This is a genomic window from Sphingomonas sp. BK036 (assembly GCF_004216825.1).
Taxonomy (GTDB): Bacteria; Pseudomonadota; Alphaproteobacteria; order Sphingomonadales; family Sphingomonadaceae; genus Sphingomonas.
This window is the reverse complement of record NZ_SGXR01000005.1, coordinates 365,208-387,144: the sequence shown is the minus strand read 5'-3', so window position 1 is coordinate 387,144 and position 21,937 is coordinate 365,208. Positions and strand designations below refer to the sequence as shown.

Genomic DNA, 21,937 nt, shown 5'->3' with positions numbered 1-21,937 from the left:
AGGTTGCGAGACCGTATGCGATCCCGAACAATCGAGGAGAGCGCACATGCCCGATAAACGGCCGGACGGAATTACCGATTACACCGGACCCGCGGGTGGCTGGGGCGCGCTCAAGGCCGTCGCGGTTTCGCTAAAGGCGCAGCAGATTGTGGTGCGTGGCGGGCAGACGTTGCTCAAGTCGAACCAGCCCGACGGCTTCGATTGCCCGAGCTGCGCCTGGCCCGATCCCAAGCATACCTCGTCATTCGAATTCTGCGAGAATGGTGCCAAGGCGGTCGCGTGGGAGTCGACCGCAAAGACGATCGGCGCCGCGTTCTTCGCCAAGCACAGCGTGTCGGACATCTGGCAGCAGAGCGATCACTGGATCGAAGACCAGGGCCGGGTGACCGAGCCGCTCCGCTACAACGCCGCGACCGATCACTATGAGGTCGTGAGCTGGGCGGAGGCGATGCGCGGGATCGGCGCAGGCCTAGCCGCCGTGCCCGATCCGAACCAGTCCGAGTTCTACACCTCCGGGCGCTGCTCGAACGAGGCGGCGTTCCTGTTCCAGCTGTTCGTGCGGATGTACGGCACCAACAACTTCCCCGACTGTTCGAACATGTGCCACGAGGCGACTTCGGTGGGGCTGCCGAAGTCGATCGGGATCGGCAAGGGGACCGTCAGCCTCGAGGATTTCGATCACGCCGACCTGATCCTGTCGATCGGGCACAACCCGGGCACCAACCATCCGCGGATGATGGCGACTCTGCGCGAAGTCTCGAAGCGCGGCGGCAAGATCATCGTCTTCAACCCGCTCAAGGAACGCTCGCTCGAACGCTTCGAGTCGCCGCAGTCGGTGGTCGAGATGGCGACGATGTCGGCGACCCCGATCGCCAGCAGCTATTACCAGGTCAAGGTCGGCGGCGACGCGGCGGCGCTGAAGGGCATCGCCAAGGCGCTGGTCGCGCTCGATGAGGCCGCCAAGGTCTCGGGCGGCGAACCCGCGCTCGATCATGCCTTCATCGCCGAGCATACCGCCGGGCTCGACGCGTATATCGCCGATCTTACGACGACCGAATGGGCCGATATCGAGCGCTCGAGCGGGCTTTCGCGGAGCGACCTGGAAGAGGTGGCGCTCGCCTATTCGAAGTCGAAGTCGACGATCTGCTGCTACGGCATGGGCGTCACGCAGCATCGCACGGGCACGACCAACGTCCAGCAGATCGCCAACCTGCTCCTGTTGCGCGGTAATATGGGCCGCCCCGGCGCCGGCATCTGCCCCTTGCGTGGCCACAGCAACGTGCAGGGCGATCGCACCGTCGGGATCACCGAGCGGCCGATGACGATGCTGCTCGACAACATGCGCGACGTGTTCGGCTTCGAGCCGCCGCGCGAGCATGGCCATTCCGTCGTCGAGAGCATCGCCGCGATGCGCGACGGCCATGCCAAGGCGATCGTCTGTCTCGGTGGCAACCTCGCCATCGCCTCGTCCGATCCGCAGGCCTGTGCGGAGGGCTTCCGCAACCTCGATCTCGCGGTCCACATCACGACCAAGCTCAACCGCACGATGCTGTTGATGGCCAAGTCGACCTACATCCTGCCGTGCCTCGGCCGGACCGAGCTCGACATGCAGGCGACCGGCCAGCAAGCGGTGACGGTCGAGGATTCGATGTCGATGGTCCACGCCTCGCGTGGCTTCCTGATGCCGCCGGGCGAGAATGTGAAGTCGGAGATCTGGATCGTCGGCGAGATCGCCAAGGCGACGTTTGCGGCCAAGGGCCATTCGCCGGTCGAGATCGACTGGGACGCGTATGTCGGCGACTACAGCCTGATCCGCGACAAGATCGAAGCGGTGTTCCCGGCGTTCGCCGATTACAACGCGCGTATCCGCAAGCCGGGTGGGTTCCACCTGCCGAACTCCGCGGCGATGCGGCAGTGGAAGACGGATAGCGGCCGGGCCAACTTCCTCGTCACGAAGGGGGTAGAGAAGGATGAGAGCGCGGGCGATCCGAACGTGCTGCGACTGACCACGCTGCGCGCGCATGACCAGTATAACACCACCGTCTACAGCCTCGACGACCGCTATCGCGGCGTGTTCGGCCGCCGCGACATCCTGTTCATGAACGCGCGCGACATGGCGCGTCTGGGCTTTGAGGAAGGCGATGTCGTCGATATCGCGACCGCGCTCCAGTTCGCGCGGCCCGACCGCGTCGTGCAGAAGCTGATGATCGTCCGGTATGCGCTGCCCGATGGGTGTTGCGCCTCCTATTATCCCGAGACGCAGCCGCTGATCGCACTCGAGGATCATGATCCGCAGAGCTTCACCCCCTCGTACAAGTCCATTCCGGTGACCGTCCGTCCCGCCGCCGCCGACATGGGTTCGGATCGCGGCGTGGTGCGTGCCGGGATCGTCGGCCAGAAGAGCAAACAAGACGCATGAGCACCGGTTACACGTCGACGATCGACACCTATGCAAACCTGGCGGCCGTCAAGGCCGCCGCACTACGCCGGTCACCGGCGGGATTTTTCGCCGGGGCTATCCTCGCCGGAACCTATATCGGCATCGCCATGATCTTGGCGATCAGTACCGGGTCGGGGCTGGCACCGGGCGTGCGGCCGCTGGTGATGGGCGCGACCTTTGGGCTCGGGCTGATCCTCACGGTGTTCGCGGGTGCCGAGCTTTTCACCGGCTATGTGATGTATCTGGGCTTTGGCCTGGCGAAGCGGACGATCGGCGTCTCGGACGCGGTAAAGATGATCGTCGTCGTCTGGATCGGCAATCTGATCGGCGGGCTCGTCCTGTCGGCGGTGTTCGCGGCGGGCGGCGGCGGGGCGGTGTTTGCGAATGCGGACACGATGTTCCACGCCTATGTGCAGCACAAGGTGGAGGCGAGCGCGGTCGCGCTGATGGCACGCGCCATCCTGTGCAACTGGCTGGTGTGCCTGGCGATCTGGACCGCCGCCCGCATGACCGGCGACGCGGCCAAGTGCATCGCGATGGCCTGGATCCTGCTCGCCTTCGTCGCGGCCGGGTTCGAGCATTCAGTCGCCAACATGACCGCGCTCACGCTGGGCCTGCTGGTGCCCAACCCGTCGATCGACGTTGCTGGCATGGTTCGCAACCTGGCGATCGTCAGCCTTGGCAACATCATCGGCGGGCTGGTGTTCGTCGTCGGCGGTTACCTTGCCGCGTCGAAGACCGACGTCGTACCGGGAAAGGCCAACACGCGCGGCTGACGTCGCGCGCCGCTACATCGCCGCGTCGCGGATCGTCTCCATCGCAACGAAGGTGGAGGTGCTCGCGACGTGCGGCAGGCTCGATATCCGCTCGCCGAGCACCTCGCGGTAGCGACGGATATCGGGCGTGCGCACCTTGAGCAGATAGTCGAAGCTGCTGGCGATCATGTGGCATTCCTCGACCTCGCGGATCGCCAGCACCGCGCGGCGGAACGCGTCGAGCGCGGCCTCGCGCGTGTCGGACAGCTTCACCTCGGTGAACGCGATATGGTCGAGCCCGAGCATCACCGGGTCGAGCACCGCGCGGAACCCGCGGATATAGCCATCGTCGAGCAGACGTTTCATCCGGACCTGGCACGGCGTTTTCGACAAGCCGACGCGCCGTGCGAGCTCGGCCACCGACATCCTGCCATCGTCGCGCAACAGGTCGATGATACGGCGGTCGAACTGGTCGATTGCGCTATCTGGCTTAGGTTCATCGGGCATCTGACCTCTTCTACCGCTATTAATTGGCCGGTTCGGCTTCTGAAGGCGTATTGATAAGTCGGATCGCCGGGCGCGTCCATGCTACGAAAGTGGGCAGATCCCTGACGAGGCCCGCCATGCCGCATCCATCTTCGCTTACCCCGTTGTTTGCCTATTTTGCCCCTCCGGTCCGCGAACAGAGCCCACTGCGCCGGGCGATCACCGCAGCCTATCGCCGCCCCGAGACCGAATGCCTGGCGCCGCTGCTCGACCAGGCGACGCTCGACGACGCGACCGCGGCTGACGTCACGCGGACCGCGACCGCGTTGATCACCGCGCTGCGCGCCAAGCGCAAGAGCGGCGGGATCGAGGGGATCGTTCAGGAATATGCGCTGTCGAGCCAGGAGGGCGTCGCGCTGATGTGCCTGGCCGAGGCGATGCTGCGGATTCCGGATGCGGCGACCAGGGATGCGTTGATCCGTGACAAGATCGCGGGCGGCGACTGGACGTCGCATCTGGCCGAGGGACGCTCGCTGTTCGTCAATGCCGCCACCTGGGGGCTCGCGTTGACGGGCAAGCTGACGGGCAGCGTCGACGACAAAGGTCTCGGTGCGGCGCTCACGAGGCTGATCGCGCGTGCGGGCGAGCCCGTCATCCGCGGCGGCGTGGCGATGGCGATGCGGATGATGGGCGAGCAGTTCGTCTCTGGCCAGACGATCACCGAAGCGCTCAAGCACGCGGTGGCCCCGGAGAAGCAGGGCTTCCAGTATAGCTACGACATGCTCGGCGAGGCGGCGACGACCGCGGAGGACGCGCGTCGCTATCATGCCGACTATGTCACGGCTATCCATGCGATCGGCAAGGCATCGGCGGGACGCGGGATCTATGGCGGGCCCGGAATCTCGATCAAGCTCTCGGCGCTGCATCCACGCTATGCCCGCTCGCAGGCCGACCGGGTGATGGCCGAGCTCTTGCCCGACGTGAAGACGCTCGCGCTGCTGGCCAAGGGCTATGACATCGGGCTCAACATCGATGCGGAGGAGGCGGATCGCCTCGAACTGTCGCTCGATCTGCTCGAGACGCTGGCGACCGATCCCGATTTGAGCGGTTGGAACGGGCTGGGGTTCGTGGTGCAGGCCTATGGCAAGCGCTGCCCGTTCGTGCTCGACTGGATCATCGACCTGGCGCGCCGCGCGGATCGGCGGATCATGGTCCGGCTGGTCAAGGGCGCCTATTGGGATGCGGAGATCAAGCGCGCGCAAGTCGATGGGCTGAACGATTTTCCCGTCTATACGCGCAAGGTCCATACCGACGTCGCCTATATCGCCTGCGCGCGAAAGCTGCTGGCGGCGAGCGATGCGGTGTTCCCGCAGTTCGCGACGCACAATGCGCAGACGCTCGCGACCATCCACACCGTCGCGGGGTCCGATTTCGTGATCGGCGACTATGAGTTCCAGTGCCTCTACGGCATGGGCGAGCCTCTGTACGAGGAGGTGGTCGGCGGCAACCGGCTGAACCGTCCGTGCCGGATCTACGCGCCGGTCGGCACGCATGAGACCCTGCTCGCCTATCTCGTCCGCCGGCTGCTGGAGAACGGCGCGAATTCGTCGTTCGTCAACCGGATCGCGGACCCGGCGGTGCAGGTCACCGAGCTGGTTGCCGACCCGGTCGCGACGGTGCGCGCGATGCCGGTGCCGGGGGCGCCGCATCCGGCGATCCCGCTGCCACGCGACCTGTACGGAACACGGCGCAATTCCGACGGGCTAGATGCCAGCGACGAGGGCGTGCTGGCGACGGTGAGCGAGACGTTCCGCGGCGCGCTGGAGCCGGTGCGGGCGGGGACCGATGTCGGGACTGCGCGCGCCGTGTGCAATCCGGCGGACCACCGCGACCAGGTGGGCACGGTGTACGAGCTGTCGGTCGAGGCCGCGCTTTCGCTGGCACGGACGGCGACCGACGCCGCGCCGCGATGGGCCGCGGTGTCAGTGACGGAGCGCGCGGCGTGTCTCGATCACGCCGCGGACCTGATGCAGGCGCGGATGCCGGTGTTGCTGCCGCTGATCATGCGCGAGGCGGGCAAGTCGCTTGCCAACGCGGTCGCCGAGGTGCGCGAGGCGATCGACTTCCTGCGCTATTATGCGCAGCAGGCGCGGGCGATGCCGGCGGGGCAGGCCCCTTTGGGCGTGGTGACGTGCATCAGCCCGTGGAATTTCCCGCTGGCGATCTTCGCGGGACAGGTCGCCGCGGCGCTAGTGGTGGGCAATGCGGTGCTGGCGAAGCCCGCTGAGGAAACGCCGCTGATCGCCGCGCAAGGGATCGCGATACTGCATGAGGCGGGCGTTCCCGAGGACGTGCTGCATCTGGTGCCGGGTGACGGCGCGATCGGCGCGGCGCTGGTCGCGGCGCCCGCGACGATGGGCGTGATGTTCACCGGATCGACCGAGGTCGCCCGGCTGATCCAGGTGGAACTGGCCAGGCGCGTCTCGCCTGCTGGCGCGCCGATCCCGCTGGTCGCCGAGACTGGCGGCCAGAACGCGATGATCGTCGATTCCTCCGCGCTGGCCGAGCAGGTCGTGGCGGACGTGGTCGCCTCCGCGTTCGACAGCGCGGGGCAGCGGTGTTCGGCGTTGCGGATCCTGTGCCTGCAGGAGGACGTCGCGGATCGGACGCTGGCGATGCTGAAGGGCGCGCTGCAGGAATTGCGGATCGGGCGTACCGATACGCTGGCGACCGATATCGGCCCGGTGATCTCCGCCGAGGCGAAGACGACGATCGAGCGGCATATCGAGCGGATGCGCGGCCTTGGCCGGCGGGTCGAGCAGATCGCGCCGGCGGGGGACACGACGCACGGGACGTTCGTCTCGCCGACGATCATCGAGCTCGACGATTTTGCGGATCTGGAGCGTGAGGTGTTCGGGCCGGTGCTGCACGTCGTCCGCTTCCGCCGCCCCGAACTGGGGACGCTGATCGATCGGATCAACGCGACCGGCTATGGCCTGACGTTCGGGCTGCACACGCGGCTGGACGAGACGATCGCGTTCGTCACCGGGCGCGTGCAGGCGGGTAACCTGTACATCAATCGGAACGTCATCGGCGCGGTCGTCGGCGTGCAGCCGTTTGGTGGGCGGGGGCTGTCGGGGACGGGGCCGAAGGCGGGCGGGCCGCTGTATCTCGGCCGGCTGGTCACGGGGGTCGATATCGCGGCACCCGGTTCGGGCGATCCGGCGGCGCTGGCATTTGCGTCCTGGCTCGACGCGCGCGGCGAGACCGTGGCGGCGCAGACCGTACGGAGTTGTGGCACCGCATCGCCGCTGGGCGGTGTGACCGAGCTGGCGGGGCCGGTCGGCGAGACCAACGTCTATGCGATTCATCCGCGCGGCACGGTGCTGCTGCTGCCGCAAACGCGCGACGGCCTGATCGCGCAACTGGCGGCGGCACTGTCGACCGGCAATTCCATCGTCGTCGGTGCGGCGGCGGCGTTGACGATCGACCTTCCCGAGGCGGTCGCGGAGCGCGTGCGCTGGGTCGAGGATTGGGCCGCTGCCGGCCCCTATTCCGGCGCGCTGATCGAGGGCGATGCCGCGCGCGTCGCTGCGGCGAACCAGGCGATCGCCGCGCTGCCGGGGCCGATCGTGCTGACGCAGGCGGGGGCCAGCGGGTACCGGCTCGACTGGCTGGTCGAGGAAGTATCGACCTCGATCAACACGACCGCTGCTGGCGGCAATGCCAGTCTGATGGCGATGGCGTGATCGGTCGGCGCTAGGTCGAAACAACGGGTTGTTCCGGCAGGGTTTTCCGTTCACCCTGCCGGGATGAACCGTATCCTGCCCTTGCTCATGCTGCTGACCGCGGCGACCGAACCCGCCGCGCCCTTGCTGTCGCCCGACCGCATCAAGGCGGATGTCCGGACGCTCAGCGCCGACGATTTCCACGGACGCGGCCCGACGCAGATCGGCGAACCGATCACGCTCGATTTCCTCAGCCGGCGGTTCGCCGATCTCAAGCTGCAGCCGCTGACCGACGGGGGGTATCGCCAGCGCGTGCCGCTGTTGCGCTGGACGCGCAACGCGGCGCAGTTCACGCTCCGGCTCGGTGCGACGTCGGTGCCGCTGCGGCCGGGTGTCGAGATCGCGGCGTCGTCGCGGATCGTGGGCGCCACCGCGCTCGATCGCGTCCCGATCGTGTTCGTCGGCTATGGCGTCGTCGAGCCGTCGCTCGGATATGACCCGTATCGCGGCGTCGACGTGCGCGGCAAGATCGTGGTGGCGCTGGCGGGCGATCCCGATGTCGAGGCGGGACGCGATCTCGGCTTTGGCGGCCGGGTGTCGAGCCCGGCGGCGCGAACCAAGCTGACCGAGGCGCAAAAGCGCGGCGCTGCTGGCTTCCTGACGATCCACGAGACGTTCCCTGCGAGCTATCCCTGGTTGCAGATCGCCAATGGCGACGCGGTGCCGGGCTATGCGCTCGACACGGGCACGATCCCGGCGGCGTTCGGCGTGCGCGGCAATGTACGCAATGACATCGGCATACGCCTGCTCCGGCAGGGCGGGCTCGACTACAAGGCGGCGAAACTCGCGGCGCAACGCGCGGATTTCAAGGCGGTCGAGCTGAAGGGCGCGACGTTCGATGCGCGCGTCGATACCCGCCTCGACCATGTCGAGAGCCACAATATCGTCGGTATCCTACCGGGTACCGATCCGGCTGCAGGCAGCATTCTGTATGGCGCGCACTGGGACGCTTACGGCGAGAACGCGTTCGATCCGCCCGCGGACCGTATCCGCAACGGCGCGATCGACAATGGGACGGGGACCGCGACGCTGCTAGAGATCGCACGCGCATTCGCGAAGGGGCCGCGGCCGCGACGCTCGGTGGTGTTCGCCCTATGGACCGCGGAGGAGAAAGGGCTGCTGGGGGCGAGCTGGTATGCGGATCATCCCGTCCTGCCACTCGCGACGACCGCGGCGCAGTTCAATCTGGATCCGCATGTCGTGCTGGGCCGCACGCGCGATCTGGAGTTGATCGGTGTCGGCCGGACTCCGCTGGAGGCGGATCTGAAGCGGGTCGCCGGCGCGCAGGGGCTGCGGATCGTGCCCGAGGAGAATACCGAGGCGGGGTGGTATTACCGCTCGGATCATTACGCGCTGGCGCAGAAGGGCGTGCCGGGCGTGTATTTCCGCGCGGGTCGCGATCTGGTCGCAGGCGGCGCGGCGGCGGGCGAGGCGAAGCGCGATGCGTTCAATGCGCGCTGCTATCACCAGACCTGCGACGAGTTCGATGCGCGTTGGGACATGACCGGCGCGGCGCAGGAGGGCAGTGTCGCCTATGCGCTGGGGCGCGAGGTGGCGCAGGGCGCGGGTTGGCCCGGCTGGAACGCGAGCGAGCCGTTCGCGGTCGAGCGCGCGAAGACCGACGTGGCACGCCGCTAGGCGCGCGCCGCGATCGTCCGTAACGCATCGCTGGGGAGGATTCGCAGCGGTGTGCCTTCGCGGCGTAGCTCCTCCGCCTTGAGGAACGCGGCGCTGGCGCGGGTGGCGCGGCCAAAGGGTTCGCGGCCGGCGACGACCAGCATCGTCGTCGAGCTGCCGACGCCGGTCATCACGCGCGCACCGAGGCTTGCGGCGAGGTGCGCCAGCTTGCCGTCGCGCGGCTCGCCGAGGATCGCGACGCGTTCGCCGCGCAGTGGTCCGTCGGCAGCGGCGCGCGGGGCGGGGCCGGCGACGCGCGGCGGGGCGAGCCAGTCGGCGAGCGACAGCCCGGTATGGTCGATCGCCTTGACGATCACCCAGCCCGCGGCGCGCGCGTCGCTGAGTGCATCGTGGTGCCGGTGCTCGATCCCGAGATAGCGCGCGAGGACGCCGAGGCGGTGGCTTTCGAGATCGGGCCAGGCGCGCTTGGCGACGCGGACGCTGTCGAGCCACGTCGTCTCGATCATTGCGCGGTCGTGGATGCGACATGCGGCCGCCAGCGCGCCCTTGTCGAAATAGGAATGCGCGACGGTGGTGCGGCCCGACAAATGGCCGTGGACGACCGCGTGGACATCGCTGAAGCTCGGTTTGCCGACGACATGGTGCGCGGCGATGCCGTGGATCCGCGTGTTGAAGACGTTGAACTCGTCGCGTGGATCGAGCAGCGTCTCATAGTCGAAGATCTCGCGCCCGTCCTTGAAACCGACGATGCCGACCTGGCAAATGCTGCTGACGCGCGAACACGCGGTCTCGACGTCGATCACGACGAAATCGGGTGTCGTGGCCTCGGTATCGCGGTTGGTCATGGGGTCGATCATTCGCCGATCCCTGACGGGCCGGGAACGCCAAGTAAAGCGACGTGCATCCGATCGTTTACCGAAGCTGGCTGTCCTTGCTGCCGCGGCGGTTGAACAGCGCGGAGGCCGGGCGGTCGCGGCCGCTCTGGCAAGCGACGCAGGTCCGCACGCCCGGAATCGCGAGCCGGCGTCCCTCGGGAATGTCGTCGCCGCACTGCGCGCAATAGGGCTCGCTGTCGCCGGTCGGCATCCGCGCGCGGGCGGCCAGCACCGCGTCCATCACCGTGTCGTCGATCTGGTCCTGCACCGCGCCGTCGCGTGTCCAACCGCCCGCCATCATTCGCTTCCTTTGCTTCGCGTATATCGATGATATGGGCAATGTTGCTGTCGTTTCCAGTCGCGGTGCGCGGGCGTCGCATTGCGCGGCATTTCGGGGGCATTGCGGGCTTGTCGAACGCGCCCGGCGGGGCCATCCTGCGGGCTGCAATCCCGAGAGGTCGATGATGAACCGCTACGCCCGCATCCTGCTCTGTGCCGCCCCCGTTCTCGTCCTGGGGGGGATGACCGCCGCCAGCGCGCAGCGTGTGCCTGCGCCGATCGCCGCCGCGGTGGCCGCGCCGATTCGTACGCCTGCCAATGTCGCGCGCGACCGGTATCGCCATCCTGCCCAGACGCTGGCGTTCTTCGGCGTGAAGCCGACCGACACGGTGGTCGAAATCTGGCCGTCGGGCGGCTGGTATACCGAGATCCTCGCGCCGATGACCGCGCGCGGTGGAGTCTATTACGCGGCGGGACCGTGGGAGAAGGGGCTGAACGGCGTGCGCGCGTTGCAGGCGAAGACCCCGGCGACTTACGGCAAGGTCCGGCTGGCGGCGTTTCCGGCAGAAGCCGGGCAGCCGGGCGTGCCCGACGGCAGTGCCGATGTCGTGCTGACGTTCCGCAACGTCCATAACTGGCGCTTCGGCGGGGTGGATCGGGCGCGCGCCATGTTCGCGGCGATGTTCAAGATGCTCAAGCCGGGCGGCACGCTAGGCGTGGTCGAGCACCGGCTGCCCGAGGCGCGCGACATCGCGGCGGAGGAGAAGAGCGGCTATATGAAGACGAGCTCGGTCATCGGCTTTGCGACCGCGGCGGGGTTCAAGCCAGCGGGTGCGTCCGAGATCAACGCCAATCCGAAGGACAGCGCGGATTGGGCGAACGGCGTGTGGACGCTGCCGCCAAACTACGCGCTGAAGGACGTCGACCGCGCGAAATATGCCGCGATCGGCGAGAGCGACCGGATGACGCTGAAGTTCGTCAAGCCGCGATAGGGATCTGCTCAGGCGTTGCTTGCGGCGGTCGAACGCCCGGCCTAGTCCTTGTCGTAACATTCTTACGGTGGGGAATATGCCGGTGTCGATCAAACTGCTGCTCGCTGCGTGTCTTGCAACTACCGCCGCCACCGCCGCGGTCGGGCAGGCGTTGCCGCCACCCACCACGCAGGCCGGCGACAGCGTCGAGGATACCAGGCTCAAGGCGCTGTTCTATGCGAGTGACGAGGCGAGCCTGAAGCGGAACCCGGTATCGGCGATCTTCCGCGGCGACCTGCGCTACGCCGATCATCTCGGCGCCTACCTGACCGATGCATTCACCGCGGCCGAACGCGCCGCGGCGGAGGCCGATCTCGCCGCGCTCGGGCGGATCGACCGCGCGAAACTGACCGCGGTCGACCAGATCGCGTACGACGTGTTCGAGACGAATACGCGGATCACGCTGCGTGGCTATGCGCCCGACCTGCTCAAGATCCAGCGCGACCTGCCGATGGATCATTTCTCGGGCTTCCAGACCTTCTATCCCGATTTCGCGTCGGGGCAGGGCGCCGCGCCGTTCAAGACGCTGCTCGACTATGAGAACAACCTCAAGCGCAACGCCGAATATGCCGCCGTACTCGACCGCGCGATCGGGCTGTTCCGCGAGGGTATGAAGGACGGGATCGTCCAGCCGCGGCTGGTCGTCGACAACATGATCGGCCAGTTCGACAACCTCATCAAGGAAGGCGTCGAGGGTTCGACCTTCGCCGGGCCGCTCAAGACGTTCCCCGCGAGCATTTCCGCGGCGGATCAGGCGCGGTTGCGCACAGCCTATGCCACGCAGATCCGCGACGTGATCCTGCCCGCCGAACAGCGGGTGCGCGATTTCCTCGCCAACGAATACCGCGCCAAGGCCCGCGAGAGCGTCGGTGTGTCGGCGATGCCGGGCGGCGCCAAGCTTTATGCCTATCTGATCGAGCAGAACACGACGCTGCCGCTGACCGCCGACGCGGTGCATACGCTCGGACTGTCCGAGGTCGCGCGGCTGTTGAAGGACATGCGCGTGCAAAAGGACGCGGTCGGCTTCAAGGGCGATCTGCCTGCGTTCTTCACCTATCTGCGGACCGATCCGAAGTTCGCCCCCGTCTCCGCGGCAAAACTGCGCGAGGGGTATCAGGCGATCGAGGCGCGGATATACACGCGCATCCCCGAGCAGTTCTCGCTGGTGCCCAAGACCAAGCTCGAAATCCGCGCGGTGCCCGCGTTCAAGGAGAAGACCGAGGCGGGTGGTTCGTACCAGGGCGGTACGCCTGACGGGACGCGACCGGGCGTGTTCTACTACAACACCTACGACCTGCCGTCGCGCTACACCTGGGAGATGGAGACGTTGTTCCTGCACGAGGGCGTGCCGGGGCATCATTTCCAGATCAGCCTCGCGCAGGAAAACGCTGCGCTGCCCGCGTTCATGCGGTTCGGCGGGAACACCGCCTATGTCGAAGGTTGGGCGCTGTATTCGGAGAGCCTGTGGAAGGAGCTCGGCGTCGAAACCGATCCGTATCAGCGGATGGGCGGGCTGAACGACGAGATGCTGCGCGCGATGCGGCTGGTGGTCGACAGCGGCATCCATGCGAAGGGTTGGACGCGCGACCAGGCGATCGCGTACATGCTCGCCAACTCGCCGATGGCGCGGACCGATGCGACCGCCGAGGTCGAGCGCTATATCGCGATCCCGGGGCAGGCGCTGGCGTACAAGATCGGCCAGCTGACGATCTCGCGGACCAAGGCAAAGGCAAAGGCGGCGCTGGGGGCGAATTTCGATCCGCGTGGGTTCCATGCGCAGGTGCTCGATACCGGTGCGCTGCCGATGCCGGTGCTGGAAAAGAAGATCGATCGCTGGATCGCGGGTGGGGGCAAGGCCGGGTGAGCGCCGAATCGATGACGCAAGGCGATCGCGATTTGGATCAATGTCGGTGTTGACTTGCCCGTGCAGGTACGAGACCTTCGACAATACCAAAAGATGATCTTTCGCGATCACGGCGGGGAAGGGGGACGATTGAAACAGCATGGCTTAGCGGTGGCGGTGTTCCGTAAGACGGGTATGCGCGTCACCAACCATGTGCGGACCGGTGGCGGTGCTGGCCATGCCTGCATCCCGACCCCGGACCGCGTCCCGGATTGGACAGCCGCTTGAACTTTTCCGATCTCGATCCCGCGATTCACGGCGGCGTGACCGCGGACGAACGCGCGGTGCGACTGGGACCGAGCTTGTCCGGCACCAATCTGGAACGCGCCGGCGACTATAACCAGCGCGTCGTGCTGCAGGTGATCCGCCGCAATCCGGACATCACGCGCAGCGAAATCGCGACGATGACCAATCTGACTTCGCCGACGATCGCCAACATCACCGCGCGACTGTTCGATTCCGAGCTGATCGTCGACGCGGGGCGCCGGACGGGGGCGCGGGGCCAGCCGGCGGTGCGCCTGCGGATCAACCCCGATGGCTGTTTTGCGATCGGGCTGAACATCGATCGCGATCATGTCACGCTCGTCTCGCTCGATCTCGCGGGCACGATGCGATCACGCTTCACGCGCCAGATCGCGTTCGCGATGCCCGAGGATGTCGTCGAGACCGTGCGCGCGGGGATCGCCGAGATCTACAAGACCAATGTGATCCGCACCGACCGGGTTCTTGGCGTCGGGGTGGCGTTGCCCGACGATCTGGGCCGTGTCGTGTTGCCGCACCGGCCTGCGGGTTACGATCGCTGGGGGGACGTCGACCTGCAGGCGTTGCTGGCCGATGTGGTGCCGTGGTCTATCCATATCGACAATGATGCTGCGGCGGCGGCGATCGGCGAGGCGCAGTTCGGCGGCGGCCTCGACCATGCGAGCTTCTTCTACATCCTCGTCAGCGCGGGGCTGGGCGGCGGGATCGTGACCGACGGCACCTATTATCGCGGCGCGACGGGGCGCAGTGGCGAGATCGGGTTCCTGCCGCTCGCGGGCGATTCCGGGCGGGTGCTGCAGGACGTGGTCTCGCTGTCCGCGCTGACCCAGCGGCTGGAAGCGGCGGGGATGTCGGTCGCCGGACTGGATCCGACCGAGCCGTTTCCTGCGGCGTGCGCGTCGCCGCTCGCGGACTGGCTGGACGAGGCATCGACCGCGCTGGTGCCCGCGGTAACCGCGGTCAACTGCCTGCTGAATCCGGCTGCGATCCTGCTCGGCGGACGGCTTCCCGACGAGGTTCTCGACCGGCTTGCTGACGAGACACATCACAAGATGACTGCGGCGGCGGCGACCATCCCCGCGTCCGCACCGATCCGCCGCGCCACGCTGTCGCGCGATGCCCCCGCGGTCGGCGCGGCGATCCTGCCGTTCCTCGATCGCATGCTGCCGTCCGACGCGATCCTGATCAAGTCCTGAGTTCGCGTACGATCGGGGCGCCGCACACAGCCGTTCGTGCGTCCGAAACTCGCCCGGTCGCGGCATCTTTGACACCCCGCCCCCCCTCCCGAGCAAGGAGTGTCAGACGACCGCGCCACGTTGAATCACGAGTTGGTCGCGACGGTCTTGTCGTTGACCTGACACGGAATTCATTTGCACCGCGCCTGGGATGCGCGCTTGCGACGGGGGCAGAAACCGGCGTCAGGAGTAGTCATGTTCGAGGATCAGGTCGCGATCGTCACGGGGGGAGAATCGGGGATCGGTGCCGCCTGCGCCAAGGCGCTGGGCGAGGCGGGTGCACAGGTGGTCATTACCTATTTCGAGGACGTCGCGGCGGCGAACGCGGTGTGTGCGGCGATCGGCGGCCCGGATCGCGCGCTGGCGGTGCAGACCAATGTTGGCGACGAGGACGCGGTCGAGCGGCTGTTCTCGGCGGCCGAGAAGGCGTTTGGGACGGTCAGCCTGCTCGTCAATTCGGCGGGGCTGAACATGACCGGGGTTAAGCTGGTCGACATGCCGCTTGCGCAGTTCGATCGGGTGATCCGGTCCGATCTCTATGGCCCGTTCCTGACCTGCCGGCGGCTGGTGCGCGCGCTCGAGGCCAAGGACGCGCGCGGGCGGATCGTCAATATCTCGTCGATCCACGAACGTGCGCCGCGGCCCGGCGGGGTGGATTATGATTCGGCCAAGGGCGGATTGTCGCAGCTGACAGCGACGCTCGCGCTCGAACTCGCGCCGAAGGGGATCGCGGTCAACGGCGTCGCGCCGGGGATGATCCTTACGCCGATGAACCAGTCCGCGCTCGATCATCCGACCGAACTCGCGGCGAAGGAGGCGGCGATCCCGTGGAAGCGCGCGGGGCGGCCCGACGAGGTGGCCGCGCTCGTCCTGTTCCTGCTGTCGCCGGCGGCCGATTATATCACGGGGACGACCGTGACGATCGACGGCGCGCTGTCGCTGACCGTTGCGCAAGGGGCCTGAACCGATGCTGAGCTATGTCGTCGAGCAGCTCGATACCGTCACGCTCTCGGCGACGTCGCCGATCGACGGGATGGACCTGATGAGCCCGTTCGTCTGGAAGGAAGGCGCGCTGTACCGCGTGATGATCCGCGGCGTGCCGCACCCGCTCGGGCCGCATGATCCGACCGGGATCATCGCCGGCGGGGCGAGCACGGACGGCCTGCATTTCCGGATGGATGCGGGGCTGGCGGTCGTGCCGGGGCCGGGACCTGCCGATCTCGGCGGGTGCGAGGATCCGACCGTGCTGGTGACCGATCACGAGTATCTGGTCTATTACACCGGGGTCGACGCGGCGCGCGCGCAGGGATCTATGATCCTGGCGGCGGGGCGCGAGCTGAGCGCGCTGGTCAAGCAGGACCTGGTCCTGAAGGCGCCACCGGGCGAGGGCAACATCAAGGAGGCGACGCTCGCGCAGACCGCGGCGGGGGATTGGCGGCTGTTCTACGAATATGCCGCGCACGAGGCGTCGCGGATCGGCATGGCGCGCGGACCGACCGCCAAGGGACCATGGACCGTGATGCCCGATCCGTTCGGGATCCGCGAGGACAGCTGGGACAATTGGCATCTGTCGACCGGGCCGATCATCCGGATCGCGGGGCAAGACCCGGTGATGTTCTACAATGGCGCGACGCACGATGCGCGGTGGCGGATCGGCTGGATCAGCTTCGATGCCGATTTCACGCGGGTGACCGGCCGCGGGATCGAGCCGATGCTGGTGCCGCCGCCCGCGGTGAGCCGCGAGGCGACCGATATCGCGTTCGCCGCATCGACCGTGATCGAGAGCGACAGGATCGCGCTCTATTATTCGCTCGAGGACCGGATGCTGCGGCGTGCGCTGATCGGCGTCTATTCTCGCTGAGCGTCGATTTCGGTGCGGCGGGAATAAATTGTGCCGCGTAGGGAAGCGCGGCGGTATCGGGGCTGGCCGCCATCGTTCCCGGGGCATCGCCAAAGGATAGAGACGATCTTCCAGCTGATCTTTTCGCTGCCGTGCCTGTACGTGATCGGGCGCTGGCTGTGGCCGCTGTCGCTGACGGTGCCGGTCAAGCTGGTTGTCGCGGTGCTGCTGCTGCTGGCGTCGCAATATCATTCGTGGAGCCGGCTCTCGTCTGGGTCGGTGTTCGCGCCCGAATTTCCCCGCGCCGTCGTGATCGCGTTCAACTGGGCGTTCGGCGCGATCCTGTTGCTCGCCATCCTGCAGATGCTGGTTGATCTCGCGACGCTGGCGACGATGCTGGTGCGACGTGGTGCCGTCGTGCCCGACGCGGTGCGCTATGCGACCGCGGGGCTTGCGGCGGTGCTGGCGGCGATCGGCGTCGCCAACGCGATCCGCGTGCCGGCGGTCAAGGACGTCGAGGTCACGATCCGCGGCCTGCCGCCGCAGTTCGACGGATACCGCGTGCTGCAGCTGACCGACCTGCATATCAGCCGGCTGTTTCCCGCCAACTGGGCGCGTGCGGTGGTGACGCGCGCCAATGCGTCGGGCGCGGACGTGATCGTGGTGACCGGGGACTTTATCGACGGGTCGGTGGCGATGCGGCAGGCGGACGTCGCTCCGCTTCGCGACCTGCGTGCGCCGGAAGGCGTCTATGCGATCCCCGGCAACCATGAGTATTTCTTCGATTATGCGGCGTGGATGCGGTATCTGCAGGGGCTGGGCATCCGGATGCTGCCCAACGCGCATACGCTGCTCCAGCGCGGCGATGCGCGGCTGGTTCTAGCGGGCGTGACCGATCTCTCCGCGCCCGCGGTCGGGCAGGCGGGGCCGGATCTTGGCGCGGCGCTCGCCGGTGCGCCAACCGGGGTGCCGGTCCTTTTGCTCGACCACCAGCCCAAGGCGGCGCGGCAGTCGGCGGCGGGCGGGGTTGCATTGCAGCTGTCCGGGCATACGCATGGGGGCATGATCCTCGGATTCGACCGGATCTTTGCGCTCGCCAATGGCGGGTTCGTCTCGGGACGCTACGATGTCGACGGGATGACGCTGTATGTGAGCAATGGCACCGGGCTGTGGCCAGGCTTCGCGCTGCGGCTCGGTCGATGGGCGGAAATGACGCGGATCACGCTGCGGTCGAAGCGGGCCTAGCCTGGTCCGCGATGGCCGAGTGGAGGCGGTAATCAGACGTTGTGGCGGGTTGGCGGTCCATGCAAGAAGAGCGTCATCACTCCTGCCATAGAGAACCATCGATGCTGCGTTCCACCCTGCTTCGTTCCGCCGCGCTTCTGTGCTGCCTTGCCGGTGCCACCACGGTCCAGGCGGCGCGCGTCAACCCGCTGACCGTGCCCAGCACGCTGCCGTTCCAGGCGCCGCGGTTCGACCAGATCACCGACGCCGATTACCAGCCCGCGCTGGAACAGGGGATGGCCGAGCAGATCGGCGAGATGAAGGCGATCGCCGACAATCCCGCCGCACCGACCTTTGCGAACACGATCGAGGCGATGGAGCGCTCCGGCCGGACGCTCGACCGCGCGAGCCAGGCGTTCTTCGGCGTGTCGCAGGCGAACACCAACGACGTGCTCGACAAGGTCCGCAGCATCGAGGCGCCCAAGCTCGCGCAGCATAGCGATGCGATCTATCTCAACCCCAAGCTCTTCGCGCGCGTCCAGACGCTGTATGCCAAGAAGGACTCGCTGGGGCTCGATGCAGAGCAGCGCCAGGTGCTGGAAATCTATCACAGCGACTTCCTCCATGCCGGCGCGCAATTGAACGAAGCCGACAAGGCGAAGCTGCGGCTGCTCAACACGCAGATCTCGACCGCGACGACCGACTTCCAGCAGAAGCTGCTCGCGGGCACCAAGGCGGGCGCGCTGGTGGTCGACGACAAGGCAAAGCTTGCCGGCTTGAGCGATGCCGAGATCGCCGCGGCGGCTGAAGGCGCGAACGAGCGCGGGATGCCGGGCAAATATGTCCTGTCGCTGCAGAACACGACGCAGCAGCCGGCGCTTGCCTCGCTGAACGACCGTGCGACGCGCGCGGCACTGTTCGACAAGAGCTGGAACCGGTCGCAGCGCGGGGACGCCAACGACACGCGCGCGCTGATCAAGACGATCGCGCAGCTGCGCGCGCAGAAGGCGCAGTTGCTCGGCTATCCGAACTACGCCGCTTACTCGCTGTACGACCAGATGGCCAAGACGCCAGCGGCGGCCAAGGGCTTCATGACGCAGCTCGTGCCCGCGACGGCTGCCGAGCAGCGCCGCGAGGCCGCCGAACTGCAAAAGACGATCGACGCGACCGGCGCCTCGTTCCCGCTCGCGCCGTCGGATTGGGATTTCTATTCGGACAAGGTGCGCAAAGCGAAGTACGACCTCGACCAGAACGAGCTGAAGCCGTATTTCGAGATCGGCCGCGTGTTGCAGGACGGCGTGTTCTTCGCCGCCAACCAGCTTTACGGCGTCACCTTCAAGGAACGCCGCGACATTCCGACCTACCAACCGGACATCCGCGTGTTCACCGTCTACGACAAGGACGGCTCCGAGCTCGGGCTGATGTATTTCGATTACTGGAAGCGCGACAACAAATCGGGTGGCGCGTGGATGTCGAACTTCGTCGGCCAGTCGAAGCTGCTGAAAACCAAGCCGGTCGTCTACAACGTCGGCAACTTCACCAAGCCTGCGCCGGGCCAGCCCGCACTGATCACGTTCGACGACGTGACGACGATGTTCCACGAATTCGGGCATGCGCTGCACGGGTTGTTCGCGAACCAGACCTATCCTTTGGTGTCTGGCACCAACACCGCGCGCGACTGGGTCGAATTTCCGTCGCAGTTCAACGAGCATTGGGCGCTCGATCCCAAGGTGTTCGCGAACTACGCCAAGGATTACCGCACCGGCGCGGTGATGCCGCAGGCGCTGGTCACGAAGATCAAGAACGCGGCCAAGTTCAACCAGGGCTATGAGCTCGGCGAACTGGTGGCCGCAGCCACGCTCGACCAGGACTGGCATTCGCTGCCCGCCTCGGCCGGGCCGCAGGATGTCGATGCGTTCGAGACCAAGGCGCTCACCACGATGGGGCTCGACACGAAGGACGTGCCGCCGCGCTATCGCACCAGCTATTTCGCGCACATCTGGGCGGGCGGATATGCCGCGGGCTATTACGCATATCTGTGGACTCAGATGCTCGATAACGACGCCTATGCGTGGTTCATGGCGCATGGGGGCCTCACGCGCGCGAACGGTCAGCGCTTCCGTGACATGATCCTGTCGAAGGGACACACGCAGGACTACGCCCCGATGTTCAAGGCGTTCTATGGCAAGGATCCCGATATCGGCCCGATGCTCGAAGACCGGGGCCTGAAGGCGACCGCCAAGTGATGCGGCCAGTGATGATGGCGGCGCTGCTCGTCACCGCTTCGACGGCCGCGGTCGCGCAGCAGGCGCCGGTGCATCAATATGGCGCGGTGGCGATCGCTCCCAAGGGCGACCGGCTTGCCAGTATCGAATCCGCGTCGCCGACGCATGCGGCGATCGTCGTGCGGCGCGTGGCGGATGGTGGCATCGCGCAGACGATCGATCCGTGCCCGACCTGCAGCTATGGCGCACCGACCTTTGCGGCCGATGGCCGGATCGCGTTCGTCGCGCGCAAACCGGGCGAGCCGCGTGCGCTGGTGATGCTGGCGGATATACGCGGCGCTCGGCAGGTTGCGACGATCGACGGCATCGCGTCGACCCCGCGCTTCTCGCCCGATGGCAAGCGGCTGGCGCTGCTCGCCACGTTCGGCGCCGCGAAAGAAGCGGGGGCGACGCAGGCGGGCGTCCGGCAGGTCGGCGAGATCGGCGAGACTAGCGACGAACAGCGCTTGGCGATCGTCGACATCGCCGCGGGCACGGTGAGGCCGGTGTCGCCCGCCGACCGCTATATCTACGAATATGACTGGACCCCGGACGGTCGCGGTTTCGTGGTGACGAGTGCGCTCGGCAATGGCGACAACAACTGGTGGGTGGCGACGCTCGATGCGGTCGACGCGCAGACCGGGGCGGTCCGCACGATCGCCAAGCCGAAGACGCAGCTCAACATGCCGCGCGTGTCGCCCGATGGCCGGACGGTCGCGTATATCGGTGGGCTGATGAGCGATTTCGGCGCGATCGGCGGCGACGTCTGGACGGTGCCGATCGCCGGGGGCGTGCCCGTCAACCAGACCGCGGGCGCCAAGGCCACGGTCACTTCGCTCGACTGGACTCAGGGCGGCCTGCACGCGGTCCGGCTTCATGCGGACGCGGCCGAGATCGCGACGCTCGACCCAGCCGGCAAGACGATAGTCAGCTGGAGCCGCCCGGCGAGCTTTGCTGCGGGCGACGGCCGCGTAGCCTATAGCGCGGACGGCAGCATCATGGCGGCCTCGGTGCAGGATTTCACGCACGGCCCGGCGATCTTTGCAGGCCCGATTGCTGCGCCGCGTCAGATCACGCACGACAATGACGCGCTTGCGGCTGTGGCCACGGCGCGCAGCGTGACGTGGAAGAATGACGGGCTCGACGTGCAGGGTTGGCTGCTCGCGCCCAAGATCGCCGACCCTGCGCGCAAGGCGGCGATGGTGACGATCGTCCATGGCGGCCCCTCGTCCGCAAACACGCCGAGCTATATCACCAGCGGGTCGGGGCCTGCGGCGCTGCTCGAGGCGGGCTATTACGTGTTCATGCCCAATCCGCGCGGCAGCTTCGGGCAGGGCGAGGCGTTCACCGCCGCCAACCGTCGCGATTTCGGCGGTGGCGATCTGCGCGATATCCTCGCGGGGATCGATGCGGTCGAGAAGATCGCGCCCGTCGACGATGCGCGGCTCGGGCTGACCGGGGGCAGCTATGGCGGCTTCATGGCGATGTGGGCGAACACGCAGACCAACCGGTTCAAGGCGATCGTTGCCGGTGCCGGGCTGTCGAACTGGATCAGCTACTACGGCACCAACGGCATCGACCAGTGGATGATCCCGTTCTTTGGCAAATCCGCCTATGACGACCCCGAGGCCTATCGCGCGGTCTCCGCGATCAGCGTCATCAAGCGCGCGAAGACCCCGACGTTCATCTATGTCGGCGAACGCGACATCGAGGTGCCGCCGACGCAGTCGATCGAATATTGGCACGCGTTGAAGGAGCTGGGCGTCCCGACTAGCCTCGTCATCTATCCCGACGAGGGCCATGCCATCCGGGCGCCGGGCAATGCGGCGGATGTCCGCAAGCGATCGGTCGCCTGGTTCGATCGCTATCTGACGCCGCGGTAAGCGCACGGGGAGAGTTCGAGGGGACCGCGCGTTAG

The 21,937-nt window shown here is 67.0% G+C and carries 15 protein-coding genes; 12 read left to right on the top strand and 3 right to left on the bottom strand.

Annotated elements, in window-relative coordinates; translation table 11 throughout:
- Window positions 1-46 precede the first annotated feature (46 nt).
- Window positions 47-2,419, top strand: coding sequence for an FdhF/YdeP family oxidoreductase (locus EV283_RS11995; RefSeq protein WP_130325620.1), 2,373 nt, complete (start codon window positions 47-49; stop codon window positions 2,417-2,419).
- Complete coding sequence (locus EV283_RS11990) at window positions 2,416-3,216, top strand: formate/nitrite transporter family protein (RefSeq protein WP_130325618.1); 801 nt, start codon at window positions 2,416-2,418, stop codon at window positions 3,214-3,216. The genes EV283_RS11995 and EV283_RS11990 overlap by 4 nt, the downstream gene beginning before the upstream one ends.
- A gap of 12 nt (window positions 3,217-3,228) precedes the next feature.
- On the opposite strand, the gene EV283_RS11985 is transcribed toward EV283_RS11990, so the two are convergent.
- A complete protein-coding gene (locus tag EV283_RS11985) occupies window positions 3,229-3,702 on the bottom strand; it encodes an Lrp/AsnC family transcriptional regulator (RefSeq protein ID WP_130325616.1) in 474 nt (157 codons plus the stop codon).
- Between the two features lie 116 nt (window positions 3,703-3,818).
- On the opposite strand from EV283_RS11985, the gene putA reads away from it, so the two are divergent.
- Window positions 3,819-7,430, top strand: coding sequence for a trifunctional transcriptional regulator/proline dehydrogenase/L-glutamate gamma-semialdehyde dehydrogenase (gene putA / locus EV283_RS11980; RefSeq protein WP_130325614.1), 3,612 nt, complete (start codon window positions 3,819-3,821; stop codon window positions 7,428-7,430).
- Window positions 7,431-7,493: 63 nt separating this feature from the next.
- On the top strand, window positions 7,494-9,107 hold the full coding sequence (locus EV283_RS11975) for a M28 family peptidase (RefSeq protein WP_130325612.1): 1,614 nt from the start codon (window positions 7,494-7,496) through the stop codon (window positions 9,105-9,107).
- On the opposite strand, the gene EV283_RS11970 is transcribed toward EV283_RS11975, so the two are convergent.
- Entirely contained in the window at window positions 9,104-9,964 is an 861-nt protein-coding gene (locus EV283_RS11970) for an exonuclease domain-containing protein (RefSeq protein ID WP_130325610.1), read from the bottom strand. The genes EV283_RS11975 and EV283_RS11970 overlap by 4 nt on opposite strands.
- 55 nt (window positions 9,965-10,019) lie before the next feature.
- On the bottom strand, window positions 10,020-10,280 hold the full coding sequence (locus EV283_RS11965) for a DksA/TraR family C4-type zinc finger protein (RefSeq protein ID WP_056415835.1): 261 nt from the start codon (window positions 10,278-10,280) through the stop codon (window positions 10,020-10,022).
- A 223-nt stretch (window positions 10,281-10,503) separates the two neighbouring features.
- Between EV283_RS11965 and EV283_RS11960 the strand changes: the two genes are divergently transcribed.
- The 8 genes from EV283_RS11960 to EV283_RS11925 all read left to right on the top strand — a co-directional run bounded on the left by EV283_RS11960 (window position 10,504) and on the right by EV283_RS11925 (window position 21,902).
- Window positions 10,504-11,253, top strand: coding sequence for a methyltransferase domain-containing protein (locus EV283_RS11960; protein WP_242615965.1), 750 nt, complete (start codon window positions 10,504-10,506; stop codon window positions 11,251-11,253).
- An 88-nt stretch (window positions 11,254-11,341) separates the two neighbouring features.
- Window positions 11,342-13,156, top strand: a complete 1,815-nt coding sequence (locus tag EV283_RS11955) for a DUF885 domain-containing protein (RefSeq protein ID WP_242615964.1) — start codon at window positions 11,342-11,344, stop codon at window positions 13,154-13,156.
- Between the two features lie 263 nt (window positions 13,157-13,419).
- Window positions 13,420-14,652: an ROK family transcriptional regulator gene (locus EV283_RS11950; RefSeq protein WP_242615936.1), complete on the top strand. Its 1,233-nt coding sequence runs from the start codon at window positions 13,420-13,422 to the stop codon at window positions 14,650-14,652.
- Window positions 14,653-14,886: 234 nt separating this feature from the next.
- Window positions 14,887-15,654, top strand: a complete 768-nt coding sequence (locus tag EV283_RS11945; RefSeq protein ID WP_130325602.1) for an SDR family oxidoreductase — start codon at window positions 14,887-14,889, stop codon at window positions 15,652-15,654.
- A 4-nt stretch (window positions 15,655-15,658) separates the two neighbouring features.
- Window positions 15,659-16,552 (top strand): glycosidase, encoded by an 894-nt coding sequence (locus EV283_RS11940; protein ID WP_130325600.1) that lies wholly within the window; start codon window positions 15,659-15,661, stop codon window positions 16,550-16,552.
- 30 nt (window positions 16,553-16,582) lie between these two features.
- A complete protein-coding gene (locus tag EV283_RS11935; RefSeq protein ID WP_242615935.1) occupies window positions 16,583-17,776 on the top strand; it encodes a metallophosphoesterase in 1,194 nt (397 codons plus the stop codon).
- 101 nt (window positions 17,777-17,877) lie between these two features.
- On the top strand, window positions 17,878-20,001 hold the full coding sequence (locus EV283_RS11930; RefSeq protein WP_207223117.1) for a M3 family metallopeptidase: 2,124 nt from the start codon (window positions 17,878-17,880) through the stop codon (window positions 19,999-20,001).
- Complete coding sequence (locus EV283_RS11925) at window positions 20,001-21,902, top strand: S9 family peptidase (protein ID WP_130325596.1); 1,902 nt, start codon at window positions 20,001-20,003, stop codon at window positions 21,900-21,902. The genes EV283_RS11930 and EV283_RS11925 overlap by 1 nt, the downstream gene beginning before the upstream one ends.
- The last annotated feature ends 35 nt before the right edge of the window (window positions 21,903-21,937 follow it).

What these genes read in the sequence shown, in the direction of transcription:
- EV283_RS11965 (WP_056415835.1), bottom strand. Translation starts at nt 10,280, where the DNA reads ATGGCGGGCGGTTGGACACGCGACGGCGCGGTGCAGGACCAGATCGAC.
- EV283_RS11985 (WP_130325616.1), bottom strand. Translation starts at nt 3,702, where the DNA reads ATGCCCGATGAACCTAAGCCAGATAGCGCAATCGACCAGTTCGACCGC.
- putA (WP_130325614.1), top strand. Translation starts at nt 3,819, where the DNA reads ATGCCGCATCCATCTTCGCTTACCCCGTTGTTTGCCTATTTTGCCCCT.
- EV283_RS11995 (WP_130325620.1), top strand. Translation starts at nt 47, where the DNA reads ATGCCCGATAAACGGCCGGACGGAATTACCGATTACACCGGACCCGCG.
- EV283_RS11990 (WP_130325618.1), top strand. Translation starts at nt 2,416, where the DNA reads ATGAGCACCGGTTACACGTCGACGATCGACACCTATGCAAACCTGGCG.
- EV283_RS11925 (WP_130325596.1), top strand. Translation starts at nt 20,001, where the DNA reads ATGCGGCCAGTGATGATGGCGGCGCTGCTCGTCACCGCTTCGACGGCC.
- EV283_RS11975 (WP_130325612.1), top strand. Translation starts at nt 7,494, where the DNA reads ATGAACCGTATCCTGCCCTTGCTCATGCTGCTGACCGCGGCGACCGAA.
- EV283_RS11970 (WP_130325610.1), bottom strand. Translation starts at nt 9,964, where the DNA reads ATGATCGACCCCATGACCAACCGCGATACCGAGGCCACGACACCCGAT.
- EV283_RS11960 (WP_242615965.1), top strand. Translation starts at nt 10,504, where the DNA reads ATGACCGCCGCCAGCGCGCAGCGTGTGCCTGCGCCGATCGCCGCCGCG.
- EV283_RS11940 (WP_130325600.1), top strand. Translation starts at nt 15,659, where the DNA reads ATGCTGAGCTATGTCGTCGAGCAGCTCGATACCGTCACGCTCTCGGCG.
- EV283_RS11930 (WP_207223117.1), top strand. Translation starts at nt 17,878, where the DNA reads ATGCTGCGTTCCACCCTGCTTCGTTCCGCCGCGCTTCTGTGCTGCCTT.
- EV283_RS11945 (WP_130325602.1), top strand. Translation starts at nt 14,887, where the DNA reads ATGTTCGAGGATCAGGTCGCGATCGTCACGGGGGGAGAATCGGGGATC.